This window comes from uncultured Arthrobacter sp. (assembly GCF_947495145.1).
Taxonomy (GTDB): domain Bacteria; phylum Actinomycetota; class Actinomycetes; order Actinomycetales; family Micrococcaceae; genus Arthrobacter_D.
In genome coordinates this window covers 37483-56775 of the sequence record NZ_CANLXP010000022.1, presented here as the reverse complement: position 1 = coordinate 56775, position 19293 = coordinate 37483, and the positions used below count along the sequence as shown (strand labels likewise).

Sequence of the window (19293 nt, the reverse complement as noted above, 5' to 3'; positions counted from 1 at the left end):
CACAAGAAGCCCGGCGAGTCGACAAGTGGGGCCACTTCAAACCGTCACACCGGGGCCACTCCAACCTGCCACAGCCACCTATCCCCTACAGGGAAGTGGTGTAGATGCGCGCTGCGTAGATCGTTGAACCAGTCATCGACGTCGGCCATGTCGTAGCGGATTGCGTTGCGCCCGAAGCTGTAGAACGCGGGACCGATCTGTTGGCGCCTCCAGGACGCCAGCTCCGCAATACTGACGCCGTACTTCTCAGCCACCTGGCGTGGTGTCACCAACCCATACATTGTTTGTCTCGCTTTCATCTCTCGATCACCGTTCCTTTCGGCAACGCCGTCATCACTTGGCCGCGAAGTGAATTGGCAAGTCGGAGTCGGGGGACCGTGGAATACCGGAGGGAGCGAAGCGAGTGAGGATATGCCGCGAAAGCCGTCGGCGGAGACTTGCCAAGAGAAGGGCGGACAGTACCTTCACCAGCCGAAACGGAACGGCGCAGCCGTGCAGGTCACATGGCGCGGAGCGCCTTCCTCAAAAGCTTGAGAACCCCACCCGCGACAAACCGGTGGGAGACATTCAGACTGAGCACCTGCGGAGCAAGCTATGCGTTTATGTGCCATAAACGCGGTTTCGCGTTGGCGCCTGCGGCTGGGCGGTGGCACACTGGGGGTGCGGGGCCTCCGGGAGAGGGGCGCTGCGCTGGGCCGGAAGGGGGAGGCATGGCGGAGGATAACGAGGTTCGCGAGCAGGACACCGCTGCCAAACCAGCGCGCCGTGTGTGGTCTTCCCGGCGCAAGCGCATCGAGGGTAAGACCCAGTACGTGCGGGTCTCGATGTCCGAGATGGAGCGGGCCAGGCTGCTGAAGCTTGAAGCGCAAACCGGGATGTCCCCGTCAGCGATCTTGGTAGACGCAGCCCTGGGTACTGGTGACCCAGCTTCTTTGCAGTTGCGCAAGCAGGAACTCGCGACTCTTCTGGAGATTCGATACCTCGTTGCTACTGCGGCGAACAACATCAATCAGGTCGCGCGTCACCAGAACACAACCGGGGAGATGGCTTCGAACGGGCGAGCCGTGGTGCAGGAAGCCCGTGAGGTCATGGCGAAGATTGTCGACGTCATCGAGGAATTGAAGCCGTGATTCCGAACATCACCAAGGGTGACCGTCCGGTCGGGCTGATGAAATATTTGGTCGGTCCGGGCAAGCGCAATGAGCACACGGACCCGCACCTGGTCACCGGCAGTCCCACGATCATGGCGTGGTTCGATGACGTACAGCTGGACGAGGGATCCGCTGTCATGGTCGCGAAGGAGTTGGACCTGAACCGGCGCACCTTTGATATGGAGATCCCAAACCATGTGTGGCACTGCTCGTTGTCACTGCGGGCCGATGAGCGTCCCGTGACCGAACAGCAGTGGGCAGACATTGCCCAGGACTTCATGGACGAAGTGGGCTTCACCGAGACAAGTGGCAAGGCACCCGTGCAGTGGGTCGCCGTTCACCACGGCAAGAGCATCGCCGGGAATGACCACATCCACATCGTGGCCTCCCGTGTGCGCTCCGATGGCACGAAGTGGCACGACGGAGCCGACTATCCGAAAGCCCAGCGAGCGGCCCGCGGCATCGAGAGGAAGTACGGCCTGCTGGAGCTGGGACAGTACGCCGAACGCGGGTTCAAACCAGCAGAACAGGCGGCCGACCGCGGACAGGAACCGGCACGATTCCGGATGGAACGCCTGGTCCGTTCAAGCGCGGTCGCCTCCCAACATGAGGCGGAATTCGTGCGCAGGCTCCGCCGCGGTGGTTTGCTGGTCAGCGCCCGTTTCGCCGACGGCGGGCGAAGTGTTGTCACGGGTTACTCGGTGGCTGAAAGGCCTCCGAAGGGCATGCGCCCAATTTGGTTCGGTGGAGGGAAGCTCGCCAAGGACCTGACCCTTCCCGCGCTGCGAACCGGTTGGCCGGATACGCCGCAGCAGGCACAGGAAGCAGCCGAGGAATGGTGGGCCGCGAAGCGCCACCACAGGATCGCAAACCCGGACGCCCCAGACATGCAACCAGGCTCTCCAGTCACCTCAGCGGCAGGTAGAGCGTTCGATGAGGACCTGGCGCGGAAGTTCGCCCTGCAGCTGGCAGGAGCCCGCCGGGCGATGACGAAGGTCGCTCCAGAGGATCACCAGACCTGGGCGCATGTGGCACGTGAGACTTCCGGGCTGCTCGGTGCCTGGTCACGTGCGACTGAACCAACCCCCGGGCCGTTGGCGCAAGCCGCGCGAGCGATGGCGAGGTCTGCTCACCGAAGTGGCATGAAGATCACCGAACCGGTCGACCCGCCCCTGCGGATGGGCGGCACCACCGCCTTCCTCCTAGCAGCCACCACCACACCGTCACCGGTCGCACAGGCACTCATCATGCAGCAGATGCTCCGAACCTTCGGCGCAATCCGCGCCATGCACGAAGCCCGCAAGGAACTCCGTGAAGCCGACGTCCTAACCCAGACGATACGGAACCAGCTCGCCGCCGTCGCAGCACCACTGCCGGACGTTCGAGAAGTGAAACTTCAGCCGGCACATGACGGGCCTAATCGGCCAGTCAAACGTCTGACCGAGGTCGACGGGTACGCAGCACGGCAGCACCAGATCGAACAACACACCACACACGATCAAGGAATGGGGAGATAATCGTGGACCAAACACCAGATGGAGCCGATGACCTGCTACGCGGACAAGCCCAGGCCGCGCTAGCTGTAGCCGGAAGACTCGGAGAAATGCTCGCCCGCCAGCGAGCCGAACGGCAACAAGAACTACAGCGCGCAGCCGAGGCAGAACGCCGCCAGCTTGAGGAACGCTTCGAAGCAGAACGCGCTGTGATGCGGACTCAGCTCGCCGCTGTACACGAGCCGCAGTTCTGGAAATCAGCGAAACCCCAAGACATCGCTACCCGCTACGCCCTCGCGCAGCAGTGGGAACCCTTCGATGACATGGCGCGGCTGTCCCGCGAGCACATGCACGACGAGATCAAAGTCCGGTACGACCTCACCCCGGAACAGTTCCTCGACGGGAGCGCATCACCATTGGAGGCCGGTGTGGATGCACCTCAGGAGAAGGCAACCGAGGAGCAGGAAGGGCAGCAAAGCAACATCCAAGCCGGGCGGCAGTCAGCAGCGGTCGCTGCGGGAGACCTGCAGAACGACACCGACACGCAGAACGCTGCCGCAGTAACTGAAGATCTATGGGACTCCGGCGACCGCCGCGCACAGCTCGCCGAGCGGCTCATGGACACGTTCGGGCACACCGACGAAGGGAAGGAAGCCGTCACAGCCGTTCTCGCCGCAGACCGAGACCAAGGAACGCATCCTCGCGAAAGCGTTCGAAGTGGGCACAAGCTCGCGAAGGGAAAGGAGTTCACCAGTCGTGGTGCTACTCGGAAACGAGAGGTTGGCCTCGGCTAGGAAGCTTCTTCAGACCGGACCGAGGGAGGCCAGTCCCAGGGATGCACGTTTTCGGGTCTGGGGATTGCTGCGTCGCTAGTCGGGTCGTCCCAGTCGAAAACAGGGGCTGGACTCCATACCAATGGATCCTCGAAACTGATGGAGTCTGCGCGACCGAAGCGCGCCGCTAGAAACGAGGTGTACTTACTGTTGAAGGATGCTCCCGTGAAGTAGTGGTACTCGCCGCTGAAGGCCGCATCCCTGAAGGAGGTGGTCTTGCCGCTGAAGGCTGCTCCCTGAAATGTGGTGTACTCGGCGCAGAAAGTCGCTTCGCTGAAGGAGGTGGTCTCGCCGCTGAAGGCTGCTTTCTCGAAGGAGGTGGTCTCGCCGCTGAAGGCTGCTTTCTCGAACGAGGTGGTCTCGCCGCTGAAGGCCGCTTTGTCGAACAACGTGGTCTCGCCCTTGAAGGACGTTTCCCAGAATCTGGTGGTCTCGCCCTCGAAAGACGTTTCCCAGAATCTGGTGATCTCGCCGTTGAAGGTCGCTCCGCTAAAGCTGATGTTCTTGCCCCTGAAGGTCGCTCCGCTAAAGCTGGTGTTCTTGCCGCTGAAGGTCGCATCTTCGAACAGAGTGTTCTTGCCGCTGAAAACCGCCTCATCAAATGCTGTGGTCTCGCTGTTGAAGGTCACTCCATTGAACATGGTGGTCTTGCCGCTGAAGGTCGCGTCTTTAAAGTCGGTGGTCTCGCTGCTGAAGACCGCTCCATCGAACATAGTGAAGCCGCCATTGAAGGCCACTTGGAAGAACGATGTATACCCGCCGCTGAAGGTCGCTCCGCTGAATGTAGTGTCGTCACCACTGAAGGTCGCTCCTTCAAATTCAGACTCCTCGAAATGGGCTCCGCTGAAATCGAAATTATTGGAGGACCAAGAGTGCGGCGCGTTCTGCTGTAGGTGAGCGACGATGACTCTCACAAGTGTCTGACGTACTACCTTGTCGTTCTGACGATATTGAAACTGTAGTTCTTCTTCAGCGCCGCCTTTTGGGAGTACAGCCTTTCTCAGCACTAGGGCAGACTGGTGATTGTTGCCGAGCTCCGGAGAGTAGGGCAACCGGAGATAGCCGCAGAGCACATCAATGCACTGCTGCTGTTTCAGTTTGGAAGACTGGTCAGCGACGCCGGCCATCGCGTAAACCCCCGCCAGCCGCACTGCCACATCCGAGTCGCCTAGCTGTTTGGCCGCGGCTCCGAAGGCTTCAACGAACCTGCCCTGCTCAAGGTCACGTTGCCGCCGATACGCAACAACAAGGGCGACGACCCCGCCCACGCCGGCAGCAATGGTCAGCGCTAGCCTGATCAGATCGGTAGGAGAGGTTCTCTGTGTGCTAACGCTCAGCTGAAGTGCTAACAGCCAAGCCGCAAAGATCACAATGACTATGGCCCCCGTCAGAGAGAAGAGCAACGCGAACCACAAGTTGATGTGCCGTACCCTTAGTGCCTTTGGCCACTTCCACATTCGCCCATGTTGGCACGGTCCTGGCATCGCGTCGCGCTGTAGCCCAACATAATCCGTGATAAGTAGTGCCTGCCGAGTCCAGCTGCCTGGTCGAGCAGTCACTTAGGATCTGGACATGAGTAATGCAGTGCCAGCCTTGCCTGACAAAGATCGTGACTTCTATCAGGCTTACTACCTTCTTCAGGCTCAACGTCAAGCGCAGCATGAAACCAATCGCTTAGCTGTAAGCGGTTTCGTGCTGGCTGCGTCGCCTGCTGCTGTCGGTCTCTTAGCTGGGACGGAAGAACCTACCAACGCACTGGTATCCATTGTTTTGGTATCGGTTGTAGTACTGAACATACTTGCTGCCCTCTATGCCCAGCAGTCTAGATATTGGGTAAAAGTGCATCAGAAGCGGGCGAGATGGGTTCTCGAGAAGTTGGCGCCTGAATTGGTGGGTTTGCACGAAGCAATACGTCTGGAAGGGCGCAAGAAGATTTTGGCAGCGAAATCAGGAGATGGCTCTTTCATCTCCGACGCGGTCCGAAGTGAAAGACTCCTAATTACATTTCATCTGGTATTTATCGTGGGAGCCGCGGGCTTCCTCGCATGGGCCCTGTTCAGTGCGCTGGCCTAGCTGTATACGGAACGAGTAGCAGGGGATTTAGCTCCCAGTCGGAAGAATTCTAGGTTCTGATGAGCCCATCCTGCACAAATCCGCCTGACTAGTGTCTCATTACGCCGATAATCGAGATCTGTAAAAGCTGCTTCACGGGAGTCGAGGGCGGTCTATTCGCTCTTGCAAGACAGGTCAAGCATCCGAAAGGCGTGCTCGATGATGTCGCTTTCGGGGTGAAGCTCTTCTACTTGAATGTTCCGTAGCTGCGAACTGAGGAGACCGTCGCCTGGTCTTTCGAAGACCGCCCATAACTGCAGGTCGTCGCCGTAGCGGGATGCGAATGTAACGCCATGCAGATCGGTGGTCTCGTAAATCCAAGTAGCGACGGCTTGGGTGAGTTCACGCGGGCGGGCGCCTCTCAGTGCTGCGGCGTCCAGGTCCGCCAATCCTAGGCCGAGGACCATGCCGATAAAGTGCGGATACAGGGCTGCGGTGGATTCGGGGCCAGTCACGGCGCAGTAGTTCCCCGCCAGTCAGCTGAGGTTGCGGCTCGGGCATCCAGCCATTCCCAAGGAACCTGTCCTGGCGTAATGGTGGGGTGCAGCACCGAGTCCTCATCGTCTTCGACAATGTCATTCAGCTCTGTGGCTAGCCCGGCGTTCGGCCACATGATAGGCATGCCGCAGCCGGGTCATCACCTCGGTCGAGGGCTTCCGCCTCACCGCCAGCCCACTGGCGCACTGCCCGGGTTTCCTTCACCGAGCCGATGTAGGCCACCAGCTTCGCACCCAGGATGTAGCGCAGGTCACGAACCAGTTCAGCATCCGGAAGCCGAATAGAATCTTGGTGCGCCTTCAGCCCTCCACGTGCTCCGGCAGCTGCCGTCATGGTTCCATGCTTCATGTAACGCACCCTGAATCAAGGGCAGAATCACAGGTGGGATCACAGTTTCTAAAGTTCCGTTATGTAGGACTGAGGTCCTGCGAAACTTCGCTTAGATCTTAGACTGACCCACCTCAAAGAGATGAGGCCGCGAATAGATTTATAACCTTGGTTATGCTTGCTAGCATGAGGTAATAACGTAGGTTATGGCACGCAGGTAACTAGGAGGCCGAGGGAGGCCAGATATGGTGTTTTCCAGTACTAAGAAGCCCGTCGGCGCCAAGACAGGAGTCGGCACTAAGAGGGCGGCTGCGGCGACGAAGAAGGCTGTTGCTGGCAGGAAAGCTGCGGCGACGAAGAAGGCTGTTGCTGGCAGGAGGGGCGCTGCGACCAAGACGACCGCCAGCACCAAGATGGCCACCGAGATGACGGCCATTGAGGCTGCACGTCGCGCGAAGGCACGGCGGGAGCTGGGCAAGCTTGATTATGTGCGCAGCGTTCGTGCGGCAGCAGAAGAGCTGGACCAAGCGGCGATTGCCCGTGAGTTGGGTGTCTCCCAGCCGTCCATCAGCAAGCTTCTTGCAGGTGCGGAGGCCAGGGGAGTGAAGCCGGTTTCCGACGGCTTTAGTGGTGCAGGTCCTTACGAGATCGCTGAGCGTTATGCAGCAGGCGACATCGACAGGGACGCTATGATCCGCGAGCTATCAAGCTGGCCTTATCCAAGGAACGAAGGCGCGGTCGCAGCGGCGGCGGAGTGGGAGTCTACGCCCTACATGGACACCGCAGGATCGTTCGCGGAGGTCGGCCAGGCCTTTGATGAAGGACTCATTGACGGCGACGCTTATGACCGAATCTTGGACGCCTCCGATGAGGTCCCCGAAGTCTAATGACTACGCTGTAAGCGTGACTACTGAAGACCAGGCAGCAGCGCACCGCGCCACCTTGGAGCGCCTGGGCACGGAAGGGGGGCCGCTAACCGCCCAGAGTAAGACCGCGACCGCTCAGAACCCCGAGTGGTTCAATGTCCGTCGAGGTGAGCCACGCCAGGGCCGCCGGCGATTGCACAACGAGATTCTGGCACGCTTCATTGAGTCACGCTCTGAGGTCCGCCGTGAAAAGAAGGCGATTGTCCTTGCTGGCCCTCCAGGTGCCGGCAAGTCCACCGCGCAGGCTGCCCTCATTCAGGCAACCGGGACACAGCCGGACCACTGGCTGCCAATCAATGCAGACGACTTCAAGGACGAGTTGCTGCAGCAGGCCCGTGAGGATGGAAGCTACGACCTCCACCTGGTGCCTGACGAAGTGCGCGCACTACAAGCAGCGGGGGAGAAGTTCTACCCGCGCGAGCTGGCAGCCCTGGTTCACGTAGAGTCATCTATCCTCGCTAAAAAGGCACGCAACGAGGCGCTTGAGTCTGGGATGAACGTCATTATCGACGGCACTCTGGGCAACGAGAAGCAGGCCAGGATACTGCTGGATCGACTGCAGGCGACGGGTTATGACGTCCTGGTCGCCGACGTCGAGACAACGCAGAATGTCAGTGAGGCGCGCACCATTGGCCGCTGGGAACGCGGCTACCTAGACGCCGAAAATGGATCGGCCGTCGGTCTCGACGCCGAGCTAGGCGGGCGCTGGGTTCCGCAGTCGTTCCCTGCATCACTGTTCAACGAACGAAGTGACACGGAATCAATCTGCGCGGCCAATGCAGCGGCAATCGCCGCAGACTACGGATGTGTCAGCGAGTATCAGGTTTACCGCGTCGCGGACAAGGACGCCGCCCCCAAGCTGGAAACAAGACAGGGCCGTACCATGCCGGGCTTACCGCTCATCGACAGCGACACTCTGCCGGCCATTCGTGCCGCGGGAGAAGCTCTTTGATCAGTGGCGGAATCACACCCGAATGAGTGCCGATAACCTATCTTATGTCAAGTAGAACCCGGCGAATCGCATTGGATGCGAACTGTCCGGACTTGGACACCTGTCCCCTCCCGTCAAGCCGTATGGCACGGTATCTCGTCGACTATGGGGCTGGTGGCATGCCACGCATGTTTGGCTGGAGGGGAAATGACTGATCCAAAGTTGCGTTCAGGGAGTGTGAGAATGCGCGCCGTTTGTAGGCCTCTTTGCTGCGGGTCACAGATCAGGACTCCCGCGCGACTTTCACCAGTTCTTGGACACTGAGTCGCGAAGGTGAAGCAGCGGCGTCGCAGGCTCGGGCCACCGGCTCACCGGCGGCGCTATACGTAGTCATCAGATGACGTCGCTCAAGTCTTAACCCACACGGTCATTCCGATTCGGGATTGGTCAGTTGGTGTAGGGGTCCGAGAGGCCGATGTACTGGGTGGTGGTGTATTCGGCGATGCCCTCTGATCCGCCTTCGCGGCCGAGGCCTGATTGCTTGACTCCGCCGAAGGGTGCGGCGGCGTTGGAGATGACGCCGGCGTTGAAGCCGACCATGCCGAATTCGATCTGCTCCGCCACGCGCAAGAGGCGGTTGAAGTCCCGGCTGTAGAGGTAGGACGCGAGCCCGTACTCGCTCGCGTTGGCGAGGCGGATTGCGTCTTCATCCGTATCGAACGTGGTCACGGGCGCGACGGGTCCGAAGATTTCCTGGCGCAGGATGTCAGCGTTGTTCGGCACATTGCCGAGCACCGTCGGCTGGTAGAAGTAGCCGGGCCCGTCAACAGGTCCGCCGCCTGTCTCGGCAACTGCCCCAGCGCCGACGGCGGCGCTCACCAAAGCGTGCACCTCATCACGGGCCCCTGCATCGATGAGGGGGCCGACCTGGGTGGCGGGTTCGGTGCCGCGTCCTGTGGTGAGTGAGCCCATGGCTTCGGCGAACCGGCGCGTGAATTCTTCCGCGACTGACTCTTGGACGAGGAAGCGGTTGGCGGCGGTGCATGCTTCGCCCATGTTCCGCATCTTCGCGGCCATGGCTCCTTCGACGGCTTTGTCCAGGTCTGCGTCGTCGAACACGATGAACGGTGCGTTGCCGCCGAGTTCCATGGATGTCCGCAGCACATTGTGGGCGGCGTCTGCCATCAGTCGCTTGCCCACGGGCGTGGATCCGGTGAAGGAAACTTTGCGTAGCCGGGAATCCTGCAACAGCGGTCCCGAGATTCCGGATGCGCTGGCCGAGGAGACCACGTTCAGTACCCCGGCGGGCAGGCCGGCGTCGAGCATCGTCTGGGCGAAAAGCTGGGCTGTCAGGGGCGTGAGCTTTGCGGGCTTGAGCACCATGGTGCATCCGGCGGCGACGGCGGGAGCCACCTTCCGGGTGGCCATCGCCAGCGGGAAGTTCCAGGGCGTGATGAGCAGGCACGGGCCGACCGGCTTGTGCTGGACCAGGATCTTGTTTTTGCCCTCGGGTGTGGTGAGGTAGCGACCGTAATCCCTGACGGCTTCTTCGGAGAACCACCGCAGGAACTCGGCACCGTAGGTTACTTCGCCGCGTGCCTCGGCCAACGGCTTGCCCATTTCCAGGGTCATCAGCAGCGCGAAGTCCTCGGCGCGCTCGGTCACCAGGTCAAACGCGCGGCGCAGGATCTCGGCCCGCGCTCTGGGTGCAGTCCGCGCCCAGGACGCCTGCACTGCGTCGGCTGCGTCGAGTGCGGCGACGGCGTCTTCGCTGGTCGCCGAGGCCAGGGTCGCCAGGACCTCCCCGGTGGCGGGATCGTGCACGTCGAAGGTGCCGCCGTCGGATGCGTCCTGCCACTGACCGTTGATCAAGAGACCGGTAGGCACAGTCGAGAGGAGCTCAGCCTCACTAGGGGGCAACACGATAGGGGCAGATATTGAAACTGTCATGGGGGAAGTCCTTGGAAAATCAGTAGCTGGAGGGGGAGCTGACGTCACTTGCAAGCGGAGAGGGAACGCTCCGGAGCAGATCCTGTGCTTATGTTCTGTCACACGCTGAGGTCGCTACTTCAAGCGCGAATCCGCGCTGGGGCAATCAACGCCTCGAGCTAGGCGACGGTCCCGGCCCGGCGCCCGAACACCGCACCGGCAGCCAGCCCTGATCCTCCTGGATAGTTGTTGCTGAATAGTCCGCCGAGCATTTCTCCGGCTGCGTAGAGTCCGGGAATATGATTCCCGCGTTCGTCCTGAACACGCCCGAATGTATCCGTTTTGAGCCCACCAAAAGTGAAGGTGATGCCACAAGTGACCGGATAGGCGTAATAGGGGGCGGTATCGAGCGGGGAGGACCAGTTACTCTTCGGCGGGGCGGTCGAGGACCATTTGCCGTCCTTGACGGTGGGATCGAATGAGCGATCGGTGTTTATCCCGCTGTTGTAAGCGGCGACGGTTCGTGTGAGGTGTTCGACAGGTACACCTATTTTTAGTGCGATGTCCTCGATCGTGTCTGCCGTCGCCAGAGAGATTCCCGGCATGTCATATTCCTCGGCGCGCAGCAAAGGCCGTACCTTGCTGTCATAGATCTGGAATGCGATGGAGTCAGGCTGGTTTAGCACCACCTTCCCGTATTTGGCATAGGTGTAGTTTCGGAAGTCCTCTCCTTCGTCCAGGAACCGTTCGCCCTCATTGTTGACCAAAATGCCCAGGAAGTAGCCTTGCCGAGTGAGTCGATTGGTCAGCTCGTAGTTGCTCTCGTTGTCCGGGTAGTACGCGTCCCACTGGACGCTGTGAGCGGAATTCCAGTCTCCTGCCTTGGCGGCACCAATACCCAGCGCAGCGTTGAGCATCGTGCCTTGATTGTTTGGCGTGCCGCGTACTTTGGCCCGGGCCCAACCTTCCCCGAGGTACTTTTCACGCATTTCGGGATTGGACTCAAACCCCCCTGCGGCCAGAACTGTCGATTCTGCTCGAACTTCGAAGGGTGAGCCATGTGTGGTTCCCTTCACGCCTACAACACGTCCGTTTTCCACCAGCAGCTCGGTGGCCTCGTGCGAGTAGCGGATGTCCACTCCAAACCTCCTCGCCACGTTCGTATGGTCCTTGACGAGGCCTTCGCCTCCGCCAACGTTGCCAACGTGCACACCACCCCAGAACAGGTAGGTGCCATCAGGATTCGTGTATGCCTGGCGCTCGTACATCAGCCGGTACTTGAGGCCCAGCTTGTTAAGCCACCGGAGGGTTTCTTGGCCCTCCTCCACCAGCACACGGGAGAGTTCGGGGTCATTGCGGCCCTGGGTCAGCTTCTCCAGGTCGCCAAGATATTCTTCAGCACTGTACGGCGGGACGGTGGTTCGTGTGTGGCGTTCGTCCTCCTCGATGAGTCCCTTCAAGTCGTTCAGCCCGTTATGGACGATGCGCGTCGCCCCGGCGGTGTAATAGCTGTTACCGCCGGCCAGCTCCTCGGAACTTTTCTCCAGCATGATGACTTTGCGTCCGCGTTCGGCGGCGGCGTGTGCTGCGCTGAAGGCGGCGTTGCCGCCGCCAACGACAACGACGTCGCTGGTCAGAGGCAGGTTCTCAAGAGTGTCTTGTGGGTTGCCCATAGGTTCTCCTTGGTGGGTGGGTGCTAATTGCTATTCCGAAGTTGCAGCGGCGATCAGGTCAATGACGGGCGCCATACGAGGGGTGCCGCTGAGTCCGCACAGGCCTTCATAGAGATAGCCGGCAGCTGTGGGTGCAAGCTTTGAGGTCAGGGATAGGTACTTCTCGAAGCGCTCCTCCGCAGTGAAGGGGGAAGTAGGTTCACCGCGCGGTTCATCCAGTTGCTCTTCGACAACGCTTGCCCCGGTGATAATCCTGACCGTGGCACGTCGGTTACGGGGTTCAAGGGATAGGTCGGTAACCATTCGGACCCGGCGCGCCAGGACTAGTGCCGCCTCATCCGGGCGGTCTTGGAAATCACTGAGGGAAGTCCTGCCGTACAGCAGCCCCAAGGCGACGCCGTAGGGCGTACTGAATTGGCGCTGGAGCTCGTTCTTGGGGTTCTGCCCTCCGGTCTGCTCATGGCAGAGCGAACTGACGGCAACTTCTATCAGAGAGTGTGGAAAAACACGGACGTTCTGCCTGAACAGTTCGATGGCGGCGTCAATGGCGGTGTGGCAAAACCTGCAGCAGGCATGGCGCTTCGTCCCTACCGCTTCAATGAGGAAATTTCGACCCAAGTCCGAGAGGTCGAGCTCGGGCATATTGGGACCAACGCTGGTGGCGTAGAAGCCATGACTCCCTTCAAGAGCGGTCAAGGGGCCTTCGACTCCGCACGCCGCCAAATCACAGGACTGCACGGCAGTCGACGAGGCCTTTCCAGCGTGAACGCGCTTGAGGTTCGACCCTGCCTGGACGAATTCGAAGGTGCCCCCGGCATATGAAAGGGCAATACCCATGGCCGAGGCGCATTGGTCAATACTCATTCCTCGGAGTCGCGCGACTGCTGCCACAGCTCCCAAGGACGTGACAGTTGCAGTGGTGTGGAATCCGCGCATTCGATGTTCGGGATTGACCCAGCGGGACAGCCGGACAGCGACGTCGTAGCCAACTATTACCGCTTCGAGGAACTGGCGCCCGGTGACCGGTAATTCTTGGGTAGCGGCCAACGCCGCGGGAATGATCACGACACCAGGGTGGGTTAGGCCGATGGCATCGGTATCATCCAGCTCCAGCGAATGGGCGGCGGTCGCGTTGATGTACGCTGCCTGCGGTGCAGACTGGGTCTTGGAACCATCGAAGCACATGAACCGCCCGGGCATCCCCTGCAGATTGACGGCCGCCCTAACTGCCTGAGAGACAGGAAGACCGCTGCCGCGTAAGCCGCAGGCAACGGTATCGATTACGGCGGCGACCGCAGCCTCCAAAGCCGTTTGCCGAACGTCTTCTGAAGAAAGGGAAACCAACTCGGCCAAACGCTGCGTAACGGTGGTGGTTACTGCTTTAACAGGCGGTGTCATACATCACATATTGATACGTGATGTTTCACATGTCAATCACCATCAGTGGTCAGGACATTTTTCACTGCCTCGGTAGCATCGGCCAGATGCTCAGCCATCGCGGCCGCGGCGGCCGGATCGCCCGCGCAGATCGCATCCACAATCTTCCGGTGATGTTGAGCTGAAACGGAGAGGCGGCCGGGTTGGGCGAGGTTGATTTGCCGTAGGGTTCTAACCCGGGCGCGGAAGACGCGGTAAACGTCGCGCATCACTTCGCTGTCGGCCATGTCAAAGATCAGGTCGTGGATGGCATCGACGCTCTCGACCCCGCCATCAACGTTATCTTCCGCCGCTGCGAGCTCCAGGTTAGTCATGGCTACGGAGAGGCGTTGCCGGTCAGCAAGTGTTCCATGTTCTGCCGCCCAAGCCGCAGCCAACGGCTCCACGGCTGACTTCAGTGAGTAAACCTCCTTGATCTCACGCATCGTGATTTGCCGAACGAAAGCTCCAACGCGGGCCTGTATTTCGACTAACCCTTCCTGACGCAGATTCTGCAGCGCATCGCGCACGGGCGTCTTGCTGATGCCCAATTGCTGAGAGATTTCGTCACTGCTGATTCTCTCCCCCGGCTTCAAATCACCTGCGCGGATGCGATCCCGGATCTCGCGTGCCGCCAGTTCGGCTGCTGACAGAAGCAGGTTCGTTTGCATTGCCATGTCCGGTCCTCTCCTAAAAACTTCCCATCCAATCAGTATGGATTGTCTGAAACATCTGACACAACCCTTGACATGTAAAACATCACGTATCAGACTGAATGTAGTCTCTTGCTCCACTACTTCCAGGAGCCCCGATAGGAAGGAACGCTCCCATGACTGAAACCGTAGAAACCAAGCCCGAGGTCCAGCGCGAGAATGCAGAAGGCGCAACCCGCGCTTTGGCCGACTATGTCAGCAACCTGCAGTTCGAAGACCTTTCCGCAGACGTTGTGCACAAGGCCAAATTGTTGATCCGTGATGGTCTAGGCAATCAGTTGGGTGCCTCAACCATCGCCGAGCCGGCCCGCGTAGCGCACTCCCTCATCGCCGAGTTCGGTGGAGCGGAACAGGCCACGATCACGGGCTATGGAACACGAGTGCCCGTTCCCCATGCCGCGATGATCAACGCCATGCTCGGACACGGAGTTGAACTGGACGACGCCCATGGTGCGGCCCTGACGAAGTCGGGCTCCCTGCTGGTCCCGACCGTGATGACGACCGGCGAGTACCTGCACCGTACCGGTGCCGAGACAATCACCTCTGCTGTAGCCGGCTACGATCTCATGGTCCGTATCGCTTTGGCCATCAACCCAGGCCATCGCCAGCGCGGCTATCACACGACCGGCGCCGTCGGTTCCATAGCTTCTGCCGGTGCAGCTGCCAAACAGTTCGGCTTCGACGCCGAGCGCACCGCCGACGCCCTGGGGCTGGGTGCTATGCAAGCCGCAGGAATCCAGGCTTACCTTGACTCCCCCTGCATGGCCAAGCCGCTGAGCCCGGGCAAAGCTGCCCTGAACGGAACCATGGCTGCGATGCTGGTTTCCAAGGGTTTCACTGGGCCGAAGATGGGTCTGGAGTCCCAGGAAGGCTTCTTCAACGCCTACGCAGACGGTGTGAAGCCGGGCGAAATCTTTGACGGCCTTGGCTCAGACTTCAAAATTATGGAGGTCGGCTTCAAGCCACATGCCGCCTGCCGGTACGCCCATGGGCCTATCGATGCTGCTCAGGAAATCGCTCAGCAGCACAATCTTGCACCTGAAGACATTGCAACCGTCAGCGTTCGCCTTTGCGCCCTTGCTATCCGCCAGTCCGGCCGCACCGTCACCCCCAACCTGAACGCAGCAATGGGTTCAACTCCCTTCGGTGTCGCCCTTGCCCTAAACGGCTACCTGAACGGGCTCAAGGATTACGAAGAGGGTTTCAAGGACCAGCGAATCCACGAAGTCGCTGCCGAGATCGAACTGATCGCCGAGCCCAAGTACGGCCTCATGGGCCGCGAGGCCGTGGTGGAGGTCCGACTGAACGACGGGCGAGTGCTTAGCCACGCCGTCAAGGGCCCCAAGGGCGAGCCGGATCTGCCCATGAGTGACCAGGAACTGGAAAACAAATTCCTGGATCTGGCCACCATCTCCATCGGTGCCACTCGTGCCCGGGAAGTCAGCGATCTGGTAATGAACCTGGACAACGTCGAAGACGTTGCCCAGATCACCGCGGTTCTCACGAAGTAGCAACCATGTCAACTACCAGAAGCATCCCCTGTCTCTTTGCTCGGGCCGGAACCAGCCGCGGCGCGTTCTTCCTCAAGGAGGATCTGCCTACGGACCCGGCCGTCAGAGACGCTGTCGTGCTTGCAGCGTATGGCTCCCCCGACTCCCGTCAGATTGACGGCATAGGAGGCGGCGATCCGCTGACCAGCAAAGTCGCCGTAGTGTCGGCCTCATCCCGCCCAGAAGCCGATGTGGACTACACCTTCGGCCAAGTCGGCATCGACGTAGGGGAAATCTTCTGGGTGGGGAACTGCGGGAACATGTCCTCCGGCGTAGGGCCTTTCGCCATACGCCGTGGACTGGTTCCCGCAGTCTCCCCCATCACCCAGGTGCGCATTTACAACACCAACACCAACAAGCTGCTCATCGCCGACGTGCGCGTCAATGCCGCCGGGGAGGTCGAGGAAGACGGCGACACCACGATATCCGGCGTCCCCGGATCCGGTGCACCCATCCTCTTGGACTTCGGTGACTGCGGGGGCGCCGCAACGGGTTCGGTGCTACCCACCGGTCAAACCTGCGAACCCGTCACTCTTTCTAACGGCACTACCTGCCAGGTCTCAATCGTGGACGCAGCTACGCCATTCGTTTTCGTCAACGCCAAAGACCTGTCCATGACCGGAACCGAATCGGCCGCGCAAATCGACGCTCACCCGTCATTACCTGGCCTGCTGGAAGAAGTCCGCGCCTATGCCGCCCGTGCCATTGGGCTCGTGAGCGGGAACCAGGTGGCCAAAGAGGTTTCCCCGTCCATTCCCCGTGTTGTGGCTGTTTCCCAACCGCAGGACTACATAGCCGCCGACGGCACCTTAATCCCCGCGGAGACCCTAACCGTGATCGCACGCCAGCAGTCCATGCAACGGACCCACAAAACCTATGCCGTTACCGGGGCGCTATGCACGGCTATAGCCGGTGCCATCGAGGGCACCATCGTCAATCAGGTCGCCAAGCCCACCGGTAAGCACTTCGTCATCGGCCACCCCGGCGGCATCATCTCCGCACAGGTCAAAGTGGACGTCCGAGGCGCGGACATCGCGGTGTGCAAAGCCTCCATCGTGCGCACCGCCAGAGCCATCATGGACGGCTCTGTCATCATCCCGAGCAAGGTCTGGGACAACGCCGGCAAACCGCTGGCAACGGCTGGATTGCTGTAGCTTCCCCTGCACCGCCAAGAGGGCCGGGCGACGGCCCGGACCATGCCGTTCCGTACGCCCGCAAAGGCGAACAAGGACATGCCGATAGAAGGATAGATTATGTCAGCACGCGGACCGCAAACCGTCCGAAGCGCGGAGGGTTCCACCGGTTCAAGGGTGTGGACTTCACGCCTCACTTTCGGGTTCCGACCAGGCATGGTTGCCGGGGTCGTTGCTTGTTTTGCCGCTGCAGCAGGGGTCATTGCAGTGCTGAGCCTGTTCCCCGGGGTCAGCGCGTTGCTGGTCGCGATTCTGCTCGGTGTCGCCTTCCGGAACCTGGTCGGTGTCCATGAACGCCTTGAACCAGGCGTCATATTCACGTCCAAGACCCTGTTGCGGGCGGCCATCATCCTGCTTGGTCTGCAGCTGTCGATCGTGGACATCCTGTCCCTAGGCTGGGGCGTTCTCCTCATGGTCGTCCTCATCGTCACCATCGGAATGCTCGCCACGTACTACGTGGGCCGGTTGCTTAACCTAGGACGGACCCAGTGCCTGCTCATCGCGTCCGGATTCTCTATCTGTGGTGCAGCGGCCGTGGCTGCATCCAGTGACGTTACGAAGGCCTCCGAAGAGGAGACGCTGACGTCCATCGCCCTGGTAGTGATCTTTGGCACAGCGATGATCCCGCTCATCCCCTTCCTTAGCCAGCTGATCGGATTTGACGCCGGCGCCACCGGCCTCTGGGCGGGCGGCGCCGTCCATGAAGTGGCACAGGTCGTCGCCATCGGCGGGATTGTTGGCGGAACAGCACTCAGTGTCGCGGTCATCGTCAAGCTGGCCCGGGTCATCATGCTGGCGCCCGTTATGGCCGTCCTGGCATGGTCGACCCGCAGACAGGAAGCATCGACACCAGGAGTGGCGGCGGCCCGTCCTCCGCTGTTGCCGGTATTTGTCGTGGCCTTCATGGTCGCCATCGTCGTGCGCAGCTTCGGCATTCTGCCCGAACCGGCCCTGACCGGCGCGAGCGTGGTCCAAGGCATCCTCATGACTGCTGCAATGTTTGCATTGGGCTGCGGTGTCAAAGCCTCCTTCTTCCGCCACATTGGCCCCCGTCCGTTCCTCCTGGCCCTCGCCTCCACCCTCATAGTCGGCTCTGTCGCTCTGACCGGCACCTTCATCCTTCAGTGAAGGTCATACCCGGAACCGCAGGCAGGCCTGCCGCGCCCACATCCCGGCTGAGCTGATGACGCGGTTCACGCTGGTCAGCGTCCTGCTCCACGCATTCTTCCTGCAGCTCGCCGTTGCCCTCATCCGCCCCACCACGTCCTACATCGCCCTAGATCTCGGCGCTACTGCGGTGTCCCTCGGGTGGGTTGTGGCCAGTTTTTCCCTACTTCCCATCGTCCTGGCTTTTCCGCTGGGACGAATGCTGGACGTCGGCAAGGAAAAGCGGGTGCTGCTCATCGGAGCGCTACTGATGCTCGCCACCGGCCCGGGACTCATCTTCGCTACACCTAACCTGACGGCCCTGTGCTTTTGGTGCACCTTGCTGGGTTTGGGCCACTTGATGAGCCTGCTCAGCGAACAGAAAAGAATCGCAGCCGGTACCGCTAATCACAACCGGATTTTCGGGATCTACACGACCAGTGCAGCGGCGGCGCAGCTGCTGGGGCCGTTCCTGCTCGGACTTATCGGTGGGCAGTCGGTCACACCCGACACCACTGCGCTGCTGGTGGGTTACTGTGCTACCGTTCTGGGCCTGCTCCTGGTCAGCCTTTTGATGCTCCGCAATCCGGTCGTCCCGTCCCCCGCCGGCCGCAGTCCCGGGGGCATCAGGCGGGCCTTCGCGACCAGGCCCGGTGTGAAGGAGGGCCTGGCAGCGTCGATTCTGATAAGCATGCTGGTTCTTTGCGCCATTGATCTGCTTCAGGTTTACCTGCCTGCACTCGCCGTGGAACGCGGTATGGCGGTCTCCGAGGTGGGCTTGCTCCTAGCCCTCCGGGCCGCCGGCACCTTGGTCTGCCGTTTCGGGTTGGGCTGGCTGGTTTTCAGAATCGGCAGGAACCGCATTCTCGTGGTGTCGTCGGGTATGGCGGCTGCTTTGCTTGCGCTGGTAGTCGTTCCAATGCCACTAACGCCCGCGTTAGTTTTGATGTTCTGCCTTGGCCTCATGTTAGGGATCGGCCAACCCCTAAGCATGGCAATGATCAGCTCCTACGCACCGTCGGACCATCAGGGAACCTGGCTCGCCCTCCGGCTAACCGGCTCACGGGCTGGACAAGTGCTTATACCCGTAGGGCTGTCGACTCTCGCTATCGGCGCGGGTGCAGGTGCCGTCCTCACCGGTACGGCATTCCTACTTCTGCTCTCTTCCCTCGGTTCTATCCGTCCGCTGGCACGGCTCGAACGCAACGAGACTTAGTATTCGCCCCCACGTAGGGTATGGGCCAATCGGAGCAATGTATTACGCATAAGGCATGAAAATTGATGCCCGGGATGACCAGCGCCTGCAGGAGCTCGCCTTGCATCGGTAACGGACCCCATCACGAACACTGCTTGGCTGCCTGCATTGCCACCGTCCTTCACAGCGGTTCTGTGAAGGACGGTG

The 19293-nt window shown here is 60.6% G+C and carries 18 protein-coding genes; 10 read left to right on the top strand and 8 right to left on the bottom strand.

What is annotated here, in order from left to right; genetic code table 11:
* Positions 1–44: 44 nt before the first annotated feature.
* Positions 45–299: an AlpA family transcriptional regulator gene (locus tag Q0877_RS14370; protein ID WP_299169012.1), complete on the bottom strand. Its 255-nt coding sequence runs from the start codon at positions 297–299 to the stop codon at positions 45–47.
* 411 nt (positions 300–710) lie between these two features.
* On the opposite strand from Q0877_RS14370, the gene mobC reads away from it, so the two are divergent.
* From mobC to Q0877_RS14355, 3 genes are read left to right on the top strand one after another with little or no spacing between them, the layout of a single operon-like run.
* Positions 711–1130: a plasmid mobilization relaxosome protein MobC gene (gene mobC / locus Q0877_RS14365; RefSeq protein ID WP_299169010.1), complete on the top strand. Its 420-nt coding sequence runs from the start codon at positions 711–713 to the stop codon at positions 1128–1130.
* On the top strand, positions 1127–2668 hold the full coding sequence (locus Q0877_RS14360) for a relaxase/mobilization nuclease domain-containing protein (RefSeq protein WP_299169008.1): 1542 nt from the start codon (positions 1127–1129) through the stop codon (positions 2666–2668). The genes mobC and Q0877_RS14360 overlap by 4 nt, the downstream gene beginning before the upstream one ends.
* Before the next feature lie 2 nt (positions 2669–2670).
* Positions 2671–3438, top strand: coding sequence for a hypothetical protein (locus Q0877_RS14355; protein ID WP_299169007.1), 768 nt, complete (start codon positions 2671–2673; stop codon positions 3436–3438).
* On the opposite strand, the gene Q0877_RS14350 is transcribed toward Q0877_RS14355, so the two are convergent.
* Complete coding sequence (locus Q0877_RS14350) at positions 3435–4934, bottom strand: pentapeptide repeat-containing protein (RefSeq protein ID WP_299169004.1); 1500 nt, start codon at positions 4932–4934, stop codon at positions 3435–3437. The genes Q0877_RS14355 and Q0877_RS14350 overlap by 4 nt on opposite strands.
* 115 nt (positions 4935–5049) lie before the next feature.
* Between Q0877_RS14350 and Q0877_RS14345 the strand changes: the two genes are divergently transcribed.
* Positions 5050–5550: a hypothetical protein gene (locus Q0877_RS14345; protein ID WP_299169003.1), complete on the top strand. Its 501-nt coding sequence runs from the start codon at positions 5050–5052 to the stop codon at positions 5548–5550.
* Between the two features lie 152 nt (positions 5551–5702).
* On the opposite strand, the gene Q0877_RS14340 is transcribed toward Q0877_RS14345, so the two are convergent.
* Together Q0877_RS14340 and Q0877_RS14335 are read right to left on the bottom strand one after the other, a co-directional pair.
* Positions 5703–6044: a hypothetical protein gene (locus Q0877_RS14340; RefSeq protein WP_299169001.1), complete on the bottom strand. Its 342-nt coding sequence runs from the start codon at positions 6042–6044 to the stop codon at positions 5703–5705.
* A 136-nt stretch (positions 6045–6180) separates the two neighbouring features.
* Positions 6181–6420, bottom strand: a complete 240-nt coding sequence (locus Q0877_RS14335) for a hypothetical protein (RefSeq protein ID WP_299169000.1) — start codon at positions 6418–6420, stop codon at positions 6181–6183.
* Between the two features lie 239 nt (positions 6421–6659).
* Between Q0877_RS14335 and Q0877_RS14330 the strand changes: the two genes are divergently transcribed.
* Both Q0877_RS14330 and Q0877_RS14325 read left to right on the top strand, forming a co-directional pair.
* On the top strand, positions 6660–7301 hold the full coding sequence (locus tag Q0877_RS14330; protein ID WP_299168999.1) for a hypothetical protein: 642 nt from the start codon (positions 6660–6662) through the stop codon (positions 7299–7301).
* A gap of 16 nt (positions 7302–7317) precedes the next feature.
* Positions 7318–8292 carry a zeta toxin family protein gene (locus Q0877_RS14325; protein WP_299168997.1) on the top strand — a complete coding sequence of 325 codons (975 nt, stop codon included), beginning with the start codon at positions 7318–7320 and terminating at the stop codon, positions 8290–8292.
* Between the two features lie 426 nt (positions 8293–8718).
* Here Q0877_RS14325 and Q0877_RS14320 read toward each other — a convergent pair whose 3' ends face one another.
* The 4 genes from Q0877_RS14320 to Q0877_RS14305 form a co-directional block, all read right to left on the bottom strand.
* Entirely contained in the window at positions 8719–10221 is a 1503-nt protein-coding gene (locus tag Q0877_RS14320) for an NAD-dependent succinate-semialdehyde dehydrogenase (protein WP_299168996.1), read from the bottom strand.
* A 158-nt stretch (positions 10222–10379) separates the two neighbouring features.
* Positions 10380–11873 carry an FAD-dependent tricarballylate dehydrogenase TcuA gene (gene tcuA, locus Q0877_RS14315; protein WP_299168995.1) on the bottom strand — a complete coding sequence of 498 codons (1494 nt, stop codon included), beginning with the start codon at positions 11871–11873 and terminating at the stop codon, positions 10380–10382.
* A 30-nt stretch (positions 11874–11903) separates the two neighbouring features.
* A complete protein-coding gene (locus Q0877_RS14310; RefSeq protein ID WP_299168994.1) occupies positions 11904–13271 on the bottom strand; it encodes an MmgE/PrpD family protein in 1368 nt (455 codons plus the stop codon).
* 32 nt (positions 13272–13303) lie between these two features.
* Positions 13304–13966: a GntR family transcriptional regulator gene (locus Q0877_RS14305; protein WP_299168993.1), complete on the bottom strand. Its 663-nt coding sequence runs from the start codon at positions 13964–13966 to the stop codon at positions 13304–13306.
* A gap of 152 nt (positions 13967–14118) precedes the next feature.
* Between Q0877_RS14305 and Q0877_RS14300 the strand changes: the two genes are divergently transcribed.
* The 4 genes from Q0877_RS14300 to Q0877_RS14285 all read left to right on the top strand — a co-directional run bounded on the left by Q0877_RS14300 (position 14119) and on the right by Q0877_RS14285 (position 19107).
* Positions 14119–15513, top strand: coding sequence for an MmgE/PrpD family protein (locus tag Q0877_RS14300; RefSeq protein ID WP_299168992.1), 1395 nt, complete (start codon positions 14119–14121; stop codon positions 15511–15513).
* Between the two features lie 5 nt (positions 15514–15518).
* Positions 15519–16706, top strand: coding sequence for a 2-methylaconitate cis-trans isomerase PrpF family protein (locus Q0877_RS14295; RefSeq protein WP_299168990.1), 1188 nt, complete (start codon positions 15519–15521; stop codon positions 16704–16706).
* Positions 16707–16805: 99 nt separating this feature from the next.
* Positions 16806–17873 carry a YeiH family protein gene (locus tag Q0877_RS14290; protein ID WP_299168989.1) on the top strand — a complete coding sequence of 356 codons (1068 nt, stop codon included), beginning with the start codon at positions 16806–16808 and terminating at the stop codon, positions 17871–17873.
* A gap of 55 nt (positions 17874–17928) precedes the next feature.
* Positions 17929–19107: an MFS transporter gene (locus Q0877_RS14285; protein WP_299168988.1), complete on the top strand. Its 1179-nt coding sequence runs from the start codon at positions 17929–17931 to the stop codon at positions 19105–19107.
* Positions 19108–19293 lie beyond the last annotated feature (186 nt).